Genomic DNA, 10,573 nt, shown 5'->3' on the forward strand with positions numbered 1-10,573 from the left:
TACATTTTATTGGAAGGTATAGCAAAATTGCCGACCATCCACTTGTACCAGTTTGATTGGAATCTCATATAACGATGCCAACACTTGCTCCTGGATCACAGCCTCAGTGTCGGCCGCTTTAAAAATCTGACCGTCTTTCATGGCAACGATGTGATCGGCGTAGCGAGCGGCAAAATTAATGTCGTGCAAGACGATCACAACGGTTTTTTGATAGTCTTCCACCAAGGTGGTCAATAGCTTCATCAGCTGGTTGGCGTGCTTCAAATCTAGATTGTTTAACGGTTCGTCCAACAGCAGATAATCTGTATCTTGAGCCAAGATCATCGCCAAGTAAACTCGTTGTAGCTGACCACCAGAAAGCTCATGAATCGATTGATTGGCGTATTCGGTAAGGGATAGCTTAGCCAAAGAATCATCAATGATCCTATCATCCGCTGCCGATTGTCGCCCGCGGTTATACGGATAGCGACCAAATGCTACCAGTTCTCTTACAGTCAGTTTGACTGCATAGCGATTGCTTTGTTGCAAAAAAGCCATTTTTTTGGCTAGCTCTTTGGATTTCCATTGGCGAATCTCAGTTCCATCTAAATAAATATCACCAGTTCTCTGGTCCAGCATCCGACTGACCAAGGAGAGTAAGGTGCTTTTTCCCGCACCATTTGGCCCGATAAAGGCAATCATTTTCTGCTCAGGTAATGCTAAAGAACACTCGGTCAACACCTGTGTTTTCGCATAATTTTTGGATACGTTTTTTGTTTCGATCATGATTTTTTCCTTTCCAGCAGCAATTTGCTTATAAAGAAGACGCCACCTAATAATTGAATCACTGTACCAATGGTCGTTTGCCATTGAAACACTTGTTCCACTAAGAACTGCCCTCCTACTAACAGGAGAAAACCAATCAGGCTGCCACCCGCAAACAACCACCCATGGCGATAGGTGGGAAAAAGCTGATAGGTGATCGTTGCCACTACAAAGCCGAGAAAAACAGCTGGACCTACGAGTGCCGTAGCGGTACCTGTCAGAAGCGCAATCAAAAATAAAATACCTCTATGAAGCCATTGAACAGGAACGCCTAGACTTTTGGCTTGCCCGCTTCCTAAATGTAATAGATTCAATTCTGGAATCAACAGAATCAGGCAGCTACTACCGATCAAAATGATCACAGCAGCAATTAAGAGATGTTGCGTATTGATATTGCCAAAGCTAGCGAATAAGCGTCCTTGCAGTAAATCATATTCATTCGGGTCCATCAAGACTTGCAAAAACGTGCTCAGACTACTGAACATCGTGCCGCATACCATTCCAGCCATCAACAACAAAAACAATCCGTTGACGGCTTTTTGATAGAAAAAACCGATCAATAAACTTCCTAGAATGGCAGTCAGACTGACAGAGAATAAAAACATCGCTGCTGTTTCTTGGCTTAGCATCTGGATCCCGCCGATAAAAAAGAAACATAGGGTCTGAACCAGGACATATAGTTGATCCAATCCTAAGATTCCTGGTGTTAAATAGCGATTGCTCGTAACAGTCTGTAAGGTGATCGTACTAAAGGAAATTGCGATCGCCACCAGAGCAAAGGCGAAGATCCGACGGCCCCGCAATGCAAAAGCAAATGACCAATTACCATAGGTGTTATAAGTCAGATAGGCAGTAGCAGCACAAAGGATCAGAAAGAACAAAAGAAAGAGTTTTTTCTTCATTGAAACTTCCTCCCCAGCAGCAAAATCAAGAAGCAGCAGCCACCTAGTACACCGGCAACCACACTTACGGGCATCTCATACGGAGCAATCACGATGCGTGCCAATACATCACATAAAAGTAAAAATGCACTTCCAGCAAAGCTGATCAGCAGTAGATTATTCTTCAAATGATCCCCAAACACCATGCCGATCATATTTGGGATAACGATCCCTAGAAAAGGGATTTGTCCAACGGTCAATAAAACGACACTACTGGCAAACGCCACCAGAGCGAACACAGCAAAGCGTAAATACAGATAATTGATCCCCAGACTCTTGGCGGCACTTTCTCCTAAACCAGCAATCGTGATCTCATAAGCTAGGAAATACAACAGACCGAATACTGGAATCGTCAAATACAAAAGTTCATACTGGCCAGCCATAATGGTAGCGAAATTTCCTTGTAGCCAAGAAGAGACATTTTGAACCAATTGGAAACGGTAGGCCAAGAAGCTGCTAATGGCACCGATGATATTACCGAACATCACCCCGGTCAAAGGGAGCATCATTGGATCTTTCTTTGGTAGAAATTGGCTTAAAAATAAAAAGAACAAAACACCTGCATAAGCAAACACAAATGCTGCGGTTGTCCGAATCAAGTTAGAAGCATTTGGCAGAAAAAGCATGACTAGCAAAATTCCTAAACAAGCACTATCAGATAACCCAATCGACTCTGATGCCACAAATTTATTTTGCATCATATGCTGCATGATTTTCCCACATAAACTAATGATTCCACCTGCAATGATCAAACTGATCGTCCGTGGGAGCCTAACTTTTACCAAAACAAGCCAATGATTCGGATCACCCTGCTGTAAACCACTTAATGATAATTCATGGGTACCTACCAGTAACGAACAGCCCACAAGAAGAATCAAGATCAGCAGTAATCCGATTTTTTTCAACATGCCCCGCCCCTTCCTTATTGAGAATGATTCTCACTCTCTTTAATAGGGTAACGTATTTCACTTAAAATCACAAGAAGTTTTTTTAAAAAATCCCTTTACCAACGCAATTTCAGTGAAAACGAATCTGCCAAGGCAAGGGATTATGTGATATTTTTCTCTTATAAAAGACTGCGAGCACGCATTTTTTTCTCAACAGAGCCTATTTAATCGCTTTAATCAAATAAATACTTGAGAAGGCTAGATTCAACTTCTGAGTTTCATTGAATAACAAATCATTTACACGTTCAATCGTTTCAATCTGTTGAAACCCCTGTGTAGTTCACACATGCTCATCCCAAGCTGGGCGTAGCTTTCCAGATAAAGGGTACTGATGAGCTAACGTTTCCAACCAAGGAATATTCGTCTACCGATAACAATCCTTTACCAAAAATCGTTCAGTCATAAAACGTGCGTCGTCATATTTTTTACGGGTTTCTTCATCAAAAAGATAGCGATACCAGTTGGCATCGAAGTTCAGCAGAACCCCACCTGTTTTTAATACGCGATACCTTTCATCGTGCCATCGCTATTTTCTCCCGAATAACGTCAATTCACAAAAATAAACCTGCGATCATCGCAGGTTTATCAAGACTTACTATTTTACTTTAACAAGCCATCAAGGGCCAATTGATTCAAAAAGTGCAGTGGAAATGAGATGGTTGGATTGAAAAAGTAATCCATTGTTGCTAATTGGTGCAAGGTCGTCTTGCTATTGATCAAGGTTGAGATCGTATTGATGATCTCCAAACTTCCACGATCACTCGTAATGATTTGTCCCCCCATGATCACTTTCGTTTGCTGATCAAAAATCAGTTTTAACGTTACTTCAAAATCCTCATCTGTCGCGAAAAATGTCCGAGAATGAAATGTTTGCGTCACTGAATCTACTTCAAAGCCGTAATACGGTGCCTCGGTCTCATTAATACCTGAACTGCTGACGAAATAGCCAAACAATTTACTGACGACGGTCCGTTGCATTTTTGGAAAAGGAATTTTCGTTGTTCCCCGTTCATTTGCCAATAAATTGGTGGCAGCAACGATCCCGGTGCGGTAAGCATTTGTTACTAAAGGAATATACAAGGAGCTATCCGAATGATTAAATGGGATCGAAACAAGATCCCCAATTGCATAAATCGCTGGGTCAGACGTTTGCAAATACTCATTTGTCGATACCGTGCCATCCAGATTTAGTTTCAGAAAATCTTCTACTAGCGCAACATTTGGACGTGGATTAACAGCATAAACGACCACGTCAGCTTGAATTTTCGTTCCATTTGACAGCTCAATTCCTTGATAATCGCCTTTCTCATTTTTGATCGTATGAGCGACATTGCTGTTAAGATAGATCTGCAAATTTTTGGGAAAACGTTCAATCAAAATTTTGGCAATTTCATGATCAAAATAACGGAACAACAGCGTATCCATGCGATCGATCAAATGAACGGCTTTTTGTTGTCCGCTTAAAGATTCCGCTAATTCAAACCCGATCAGACCAGCACCGACGATCGCAACGGTTTGGGCATTCTCGATTTTTTCTAATGCTTGCTTTGATTGACCAATGGTTTTGTAGGTCGTTATATGTGCTTCGACATCTGAGGCAAACTCCGAACGGAAAGTACTCGATCCCATCGCCAAAATCAAGCCATCATAACTCACTTCATCTTCTTGCTGATAAGATTCCGTTGATGTGACAAAATGAACCGTTTGTTCTTGCGGAAAGATTTTTGTGACTTCACTGTTTAGCATCACATTGATTCCTTCTGAAAGAAGTTCACTGGCTGTTGCCGTTTTGGAATCTTCCAAACGCTGAATGTAACCTTCCAGTACTAAATTCAAACTGCTGGCAACATAACCAAGAACGCTTGATTTTTCTATAATTACCACATCGACTTTTGGGTCAACTTTTTTTAAATGACGGGCAGCAGCAATTCCTGCATGAGAGCCTCCAATAATCACTATTCTCATATCTTTTCCAACTCGCTTTCAAGGTTCTCATTTCGTATTTCATCCACGATTTGATGAAGCCGCTCTTCTTCAAATGGGGTTGCACCACCTGTTAAAATCAATCGTTTTTTATAACGATAGCCTTCCGAGATCTTAGAATGATCAACGATCAATAGATCATAGTCCTTCTCCTTTGTCCCATCGAAGTGAATATTCGGATAGCCAGACAATTCTTTGATCAAAAAGCGCCGTAAAAAGCCACTGCGTAATCGTGATTGAGTCAGCAAAATCCCTACTGTAAATGCTTTTTCCTGTTTTACTTGAATCCATTGACGGATCAAAAGCAATTCATTGGTCAAATGCTGCTTTTTCTCAAGAGAAAAGGACTGGTTTACGTTTTTCTCCAACTGTTCGATTGCTTGCTGTGCCACTTCGATCAAGCTCTCATTCGCAACACTTTGCGGCTGAAATTCAGCAAAGGCAATAATGCCGCCATGAATATACAACGCTTGGATTGTCACACTCGTCAAGAAGACGCGTAATTCCGTAGAAGTTTCTGTAGTCTTTCTTTCACTATCACCAATGGCCTGCAGCAGCTCCCCATTTAACGCATCGATCTCTTGGAAGAAAAGTGATTTTTGCAATGAGTCATCCAGTGAAGGGCGAATCAAGCCTTCAGCTAATATAAATAAATAGAAATATACCGTTTCATAATCGCTCCAGGATACGGCAAAACGACTGAGATAGCGCCCTAATATATTCCGCAAAAGCTGGAACATCGCTTCATTTTCCAATGACTTCAACAATGGATACGAGGCTTCATGCTGTTGCGAGCCGCGATAATCAAAACGGGCTTCCATAATGCCTAACCAAAGCCCGACTTTCCAACGCTCTGCTTGACTAAACGTTGTCTGCAACTGTTTTTCAATGACTCGAATCAAATTGTTGATGGCTGGTGCATTCAAGCGAGCGATCAATTCTTCATTGGGATAACTTTGTGAAAAAAACTGATAATAGAAAAAGCGAATCTGTTTTTCATCCCCAATCAATTTTTTATTTTTTAATTGGATGTCGAATTCTTTCAATAACTGATTGATCGCTTTGAATCGACGAAACAATGAAGCTTCACTCAACATCAGTTCTAACATCATTTTCGTCGTTGACTCATCTCGATGAAAAAACAAATACGACAATATCTGAAAATCGATTGCTTCTGAAAGATACGCATAAAAAAATTGCTTCAGGGAAAAATCAAGAGGCAATACCAATTGCACTTGATCATTTTCTGAATAGATCAAAGCTGCGTCTTCATGGAAAGCAGCTAAATTTTGATGAAGATTTTGAAGTTCTTTTTGCAAAGTGGGCGCGGAAATGGATAACGTTCTTGCAAGTTTTTTATAAGAGACTTCTGAGCCATTCTGAAAAAAAACAGCCAAAATTTGAAAATGTACCTGCTGATTTTTTTCAAGCAGCTGCATCATATTCATTCTTGAACCTCCTTCACCTTTCACATACTAATTTCCCAATTAATGAGTCGTTTGTCAACTATAAAAATTGCCTGAATGTCTTTGAGTTCGATGGAAAAAGCGTTATTTATTGTTCCTAAAGCATAGGAATGGTAAAATTCTTGAGAAGAAAGGTGGTGAACTATGGGAAAACGAATGTTAGCATTTTTTCGAACGGATCGATTATTTTCGATTTCCCTGCTACTAGCACTTATTGCGTGTTTTTTCGGCACCTTCCGTTGGTCGTTTATTGACTTTAAAGTGATTTTATCACTGTTTGGATTAATGTTAGTAATCAATGGGTTAGAAGAAGCTGGTCTTTTACGAGCATTTGGACAAAAAATAGTGGAAAAAAGTCGCAATCTGCGTGACTTGATCCGCGCAATCGTCTTGCTAAGCTTCTTCAGTTCGATGTTTTTAACAAATGACGTGGCTATCTTAACTTTATTGCCCATCTATTTACTCTTAACGAGGAAAGAACAACAGCACACCAGTGTCTTATTAGGCGCTGTCTATTTGATCGTAGCAGCCAATTTAGGAAGCAGCCTGTTTCCATTTGGAAATCCGCAAAATCTATTTTTATTTTCTTACTATCAGATTTCGCTGCCACAATTCATGTGGACTACCGGCACCTTTGTGGGACTTTCATTACTATTACTCCTTGTTTCGATCCAGCTCATCCCAAAGACTCCATTGGAAATCGCCCTGCAAGAAGAACCCTTTGAAAAAAAGCCAGCGCTGCTTAATTCAGGATTATTTGTTCTTATGATTCTTGGTATTTTTAGTATTCTCCCTATTTCAATCGCCGTGCTTGTCGTCGCAGCCGTGGTTTGGTTTAGTAATAAACGATTATTTGCAAAAGTTGATTATCGGTTACTACTTACCTTTCTCTGCTTCTTCTTGATCGTCGGGAATATTCAAGACCTATCTCTGGTCACCGATCACATTCGACCGTATTTTCAAGAAACGCATCGCGCTTTTTTAGGTAGTATTTTACTCTCCCAAGGAATATCTAACGTTCCAGCAGCAATTTTGATTGCTCCTTTTACCGATTTAGAAAAAGCCGTTCTTTTGGGCGTCAATGTTGGTGGTTTGGGTACATTGATTGCTTCTTTGGCGAATTTGATTGGGTACAAATTATTGAAACAAGCCAGACCAAAAGAAGCGAGAACGTTTCAAAAGCTGTTTTTTATCGTCAACATCATTTTTTTACTGTTATTAGGCAGCATCGTATACCTTCTATTGTAGCAAATTCACTGTAAAACGAGATTCCAGCATAAGATGTTTCCAGTCAGCAGCCAAAAGAAGCCTAGCTCCTGTACCTGTTTCTTGATCTTATGTCAGAATCTCGTTTTTTTGATCCCCATTGTGTGATTTTACTTAGGCTAAGAGAAGCTCAAAGGTGATTTTTGTTTGGCTTTCGACAGTCAATGCCTCACCAAAGACATGTTGAACCATTTGTTGCCGTTGTTCCAATGAATACTCCTCCTCAAAATAAAGATGAAATATTTCTTGATCGATCTCTTCCTTCAAAATATACTCGAATTGCCGACTCTGCCAATCGATCGCTTCTTCTGAAAACCACTTCTTGTACCAAGTGTTTAAGTTCAGGTCATTCTTCGCTGAAAGATTTTTTTCATAAGGCTGAAACACGTTTTCTTCTTCTGCGATCATTCTTAGAATAATCAATTGATGGGCCTTTTTTTGAAACTGAAGCAATGCTTCTTTGTCTCTGACTGCTGGATTCATTGCCATAAAAATACAGGGCCAGTGCTGGTCTGCAGATAAAAAGTCTTTTTGGCTCTGCTGAACCAGATGGAGCTTGTTCATCGGATCTTCCGTCGTTTCTTCAATGATTTTTAACATTTCTTTTGAAAAATCAATTGCGTAATACTCATCTACATAAGGATAAAATGCTGAAATGTAGCGGCCAGTCCCCGCAGCAAAGTCAACGAAGGCCGATATCGGGAACACTTTCTGCTCCACCAAAAAAGCTGCTACCTCTTCGGCAATTTTCAATTGGGATTCTCTTTGAATCTGTGCATATTCTTGGGCAAATTCATCCCAAAACAGCATCGCTTCCTCTTCTTCCATCTAGCGGACGCCTCCAGTGATCACTGTCTTTCCTTTCGTTCCTTGCTCAACCGCTTTTGTAGCGAGCTTTAAGGTCTCGATGGTAATTCCTCCATCAAACGTTTGGACCGCAGTCGTATGGATCTTTTTGTCAGCAAGCAACGAGGCGATCCGTTGCAAAATGCTCCCTTGTGTTTCTATCATCAACTGAACATCTGTTTTTGCGAACATATACTCCCAATAAAAATCGATGCCGAGGTTTTTAAATGGATTTAAATCTAGCGCTTCTTTCGTATTCACGATCATTCCGACTTTGCCAAACGGCAAGATTGCTTTCGTTAATTGTGGCAAATAGGCCGAGGCGTCATAAAAAATTGCAACGGCTGAAAAAGGCTCAGTGATTTGTTCAGCCAACGGCAAGCGATGATTAAGTACTTGATCCACTTGATTGTTTTTAAGCCACTGATCGTTCTTAGGACTCGCAGTGCCATAGACTGTCAATCCTGCCCATTTTGCTAGTTGCGCCGCAATTGAGCCAACACCACCGCTGGCATTGACCAATAAAATCGATCCTTCATTCGCGTTTTCTTCAGGCACGTACCCAAATTTTTCAAAAAGCAATTCCCACGCTGTAATACTCGTTAATGGCATAGCTGCAAGATCGCCATCAGAAAAGCCGGCTGGTGCCTTTGCTGCGATCCGAGAATCAACTGTCTGGAACCTTTGATTCGCACCAGGTCGTTGTGTGGTTCCAGCATAAAACACCCGATCACCAACGGCAAAGCCATTAACTGCTGAGCCGATTTCTTTAACGATCCCAACGGCGTCATACCCTTGGATCTGGAACGCTTCACTTAAAGCAGTCATTTGCCGTCTTTTTGTATCGATTGGATTGACCGAAACTGCCTGTACTTCCACCAATAAATCATTTGCTTGGCAATTGGGTATCGGAATTTCCTTTTCAATAAATACATTTGACTCATCTAAAGATCGTCCTTCATAAAAACCTAGTGCTTTGCTTTTCATCATACTGCTCCTTCCAAAAAAAAAGTGCTGAATAGTTATAAAAACCATTCTAGCACTTTTAATGAATTTAGAACATTTATTCTTCACCTTCCACGACAAGCGGAACCAAAAATGGATAGCTTGTGAAGAAATCTAATAAGGATCGCTTCCATTGATCTGAATCAATCGTTAGTAAAGTGGACTCTGTATACAAATGGATCGTCAATCGTTGATTTTTATCAAGTAAAACAAGAATTTCACCTTTGTTTTCTGTGATAAAATCATATTGCTGATTCTCCATTGTAATAATGAAAATTTGATCGAGAATTTCTGCTGCAACAGCAAAGTCCGTCTCCATATCGACAGCCAATGTTTGGGTATTGTCGATCAAGCTTGGTGAAACCGTAAAGCCTAATTCTTTTAAATGCGCCAATACCAAGTTGACATCATAATTAAAGAGCGAAAGCTGATTGACCGAGAAAATATTCTCCGCATGCCATTGACTGATTAAATGCAAAATCTGTTCATCATTGACAACCACCGACTGGGAGTTTGAATTGATAGTCAACAATGGCAAATAATTAGATTGATACGTAGAATTGACTGGATTAAGTTTGAAACTAAACTCGAGCTCCTTTGTTTCTGTTAAACGAAAACGGACATTGAAATGCTTTGTCTTCCATGTGTCATAGTTATCAGTAGCAGTTAAATGAATCGTTTTTAATGGTTTCAAGAATTCATAGGCATAGTATTCAAACAATGTCTTTTTGGCGATCACCGAAATATCTTGATCTGTTAAAATCAACTGGCGGTAATGAGCAAGCAATCCAGAAAAATCAGCTTCCATAATTGATTTTCTCAATTTTAAATCAGCTAGTTCGTTTTCGGCTTGCTCAATAAGCGATTCGATTCGTTGGTGATCTTGCGCTTTTACAGCATAATAATCATCTTCGTAGTCAGTTTCTTCTTTTGCTGAATCAAAAGAATCATCCACTACATTTCCACTATCTTCTACTAAAGGACCGTCATTCACTAAGTCCGTCGCATTTGTTGATACGTTTTCCTCGACTTCATTAGCTCCTTCTGTTTGGACCTCTAGAGTCGGTTCCTGCTCCAGCAGCTGTGATTCCTCAGGATTCGTCTGCGTTTCTTTCGTCAACTTCAGTCAGCTCCTTTCCAGTATAGTGAGCTAAGAAAGCCATTATTTTTGCCGTAAATTCATCAAATGATCCAAAAAAGGTATCAATTTGACGGAATTCTTTTTCCACGATTGCTTTCTTTAAGCGCAATGTTTGGTATTGCTGTTGCAGACGCTCTTTTTCAGCAAAAACCTCTTCGTCATTATTTGAATATC

Annotated in this window: 10 protein-coding genes (1 of these 10 cut by a window edge); 1 reads left to right on the plus strand and 9 read right to left on the minus strand. The window is 40.3% G+C overall.

Going from position 1 to position 10,573, the window contains the following annotated elements; all coding sequences use genetic code 11:
* Positions 1–6: 6 nt before the first annotated feature.
* The 5 genes from IGJ25_RS09845 to IGJ25_RS09865 all read right to left on the minus strand — a co-directional run bounded on the left by IGJ25_RS09845 (position 7) and on the right by IGJ25_RS09865 (position 6,123).
* A complete protein-coding gene (locus IGJ25_RS09845) occupies positions 7–765 on the minus strand; it encodes an iron ABC transporter ATP-binding protein (protein ID WP_167821910.1) in 759 nt (252 codons plus the stop codon).
* Positions 762–1,706 carry an iron chelate uptake ABC transporter family permease subunit gene (locus tag IGJ25_RS09850; protein ID WP_005236195.1) on the minus strand — a complete coding sequence of 315 codons (945 nt, stop codon included), beginning with the start codon at positions 1,704–1,706 and terminating at the stop codon, positions 762–764. Before IGJ25_RS09850 ends, IGJ25_RS09845 begins: the two co-directional genes overlap by 4 nt.
* On the minus strand, positions 1,703–2,653 hold the full coding sequence (locus tag IGJ25_RS09855) for an ABC transporter permease (RefSeq protein WP_225001391.1): 951 nt from the start codon (positions 2,651–2,653) through the stop codon (positions 1,703–1,705). The genes IGJ25_RS09850 and IGJ25_RS09855 overlap by 4 nt, the downstream gene beginning before the upstream one ends.
* A 639-nt stretch (positions 2,654–3,292) precedes the next feature.
* Positions 3,293–4,657, minus strand: a complete 1,365-nt coding sequence (locus tag IGJ25_RS09860) for an FAD-dependent oxidoreductase (protein WP_225001392.1) — start codon at positions 4,655–4,657, stop codon at positions 3,293–3,295.
* A complete protein-coding gene (locus IGJ25_RS09865) occupies positions 4,654–6,123 on the minus strand; it encodes a helix-turn-helix domain-containing protein (RefSeq protein ID WP_438779269.1) in 1,470 nt (489 codons plus the stop codon). The genes IGJ25_RS09860 and IGJ25_RS09865 overlap by 4 nt, the downstream gene beginning before the upstream one ends.
* Before the next feature lie 162 nt (positions 6,124–6,285).
* On the opposite strand from IGJ25_RS09865, the gene IGJ25_RS09870 reads away from it, so the two are divergent.
* Positions 6,286–7,389 carry an SLC13 family permease gene (locus IGJ25_RS09870; protein WP_438779270.1) on the plus strand — a complete coding sequence of 368 codons (1,104 nt, stop codon included), beginning with the start codon at positions 6,286–6,288 and terminating at the stop codon, positions 7,387–7,389.
* A 132-nt stretch (positions 7,390–7,521) separates the two neighbouring features.
* Here the strand turns inward: IGJ25_RS09870 and IGJ25_RS09875 are convergent, their stop codons facing one another.
* The 4 genes from IGJ25_RS09875 to IGJ25_RS09890 all read right to left on the minus strand — a co-directional run.
* Positions 7,522–8,235 carry a methyltransferase domain-containing protein gene (locus IGJ25_RS09875; protein ID WP_074933632.1) on the minus strand — a complete coding sequence of 238 codons (714 nt, stop codon included), beginning with the start codon at positions 8,233–8,235 and terminating at the stop codon, positions 7,522–7,524.
* Positions 8,236–9,243 (minus strand): zinc-binding alcohol dehydrogenase family protein, encoded by a 1,008-nt coding sequence (locus tag IGJ25_RS09880; RefSeq protein WP_225001395.1) that lies wholly within the window; start codon positions 9,241–9,243, stop codon positions 8,236–8,238. It lies immediately after the preceding gene.
* Between the two features lie 73 nt (positions 9,244–9,316).
* Positions 9,317–10,378, minus strand: coding sequence for a hypothetical protein (locus tag IGJ25_RS09885; RefSeq protein ID WP_438779271.1), 1,062 nt, complete (start codon positions 10,376–10,378; stop codon positions 9,317–9,319).
* Positions 10,350–10,573 carry the 3' end of a hypothetical protein gene (locus IGJ25_RS09890; RefSeq protein WP_005226241.1) on the minus strand. The gene runs 688 nt beyond the window's last position, so the window shows 224 of its 912 coding nt (coding positions 689–912); its start codon lies beyond the right edge, outside the window — the gene reads right to left on this strand; its stop codon occupies positions 10,350–10,352. Before IGJ25_RS09890 ends, IGJ25_RS09885 begins: the two co-directional genes overlap by 29 nt.

The organism is Enterococcus sp. DIV0240d (genome assembly GCF_051711245.1).
Classification (GTDB): Bacteria; Bacillota; Bacilli; order Lactobacillales; family Enterococcaceae; genus Enterococcus_D; species Enterococcus_D casseliflavus.

What these genes read in the sequence shown, in the direction of transcription:
- IGJ25_RS09845 (WP_167821910.1), bottom strand. Translation starts at nt 765, where the DNA reads ATGATCGAAACAAAAAACGTATCCAAAAATTATGCGAAAACACAGGTG.
- IGJ25_RS09850 (WP_005236195.1), bottom strand. Translation starts at nt 1,706, where the DNA reads ATGAAGAAAAAACTCTTTCTTTTGTTCTTTCTGATCCTTTGTGCTGCT.
- IGJ25_RS09855 (WP_225001391.1), bottom strand. Translation starts at nt 2,653, where the DNA reads ATGTTGAAAAAAATCGGATTACTGCTGATCTTGATTCTTCTTGTGGGC.
- IGJ25_RS09860 (WP_225001392.1), bottom strand. Translation starts at nt 4,657, where the DNA reads ATGAGAATAGTGATTATTGGAGGCTCTCATGCAGGAATTGCTGCTGCC.
- IGJ25_RS09865 (WP_438779269.1), bottom strand. Translation starts at nt 6,123, where the DNA reads ATGAATATGATGCAGCTGCTTGAAAAAAATCAGCAGGTACATTTTCAA.
- IGJ25_RS09870 (WP_438779270.1), top strand. Translation starts at nt 6,286, where the DNA reads ATGGGAAAACGAATGTTAGCATTTTTTCGAACGGATCGATTATTTTCG.
- IGJ25_RS09875 (WP_074933632.1), bottom strand. Translation starts at nt 8,235, where the DNA reads ATGGAAGAAGAGGAAGCGATGCTGTTTTGGGATGAATTTGCCCAAGAA.
- IGJ25_RS09880 (WP_225001395.1), bottom strand. Translation starts at nt 9,243, where the DNA reads ATGATGAAAAGCAAAGCACTAGGTTTTTATGAAGGACGATCTTTAGAT.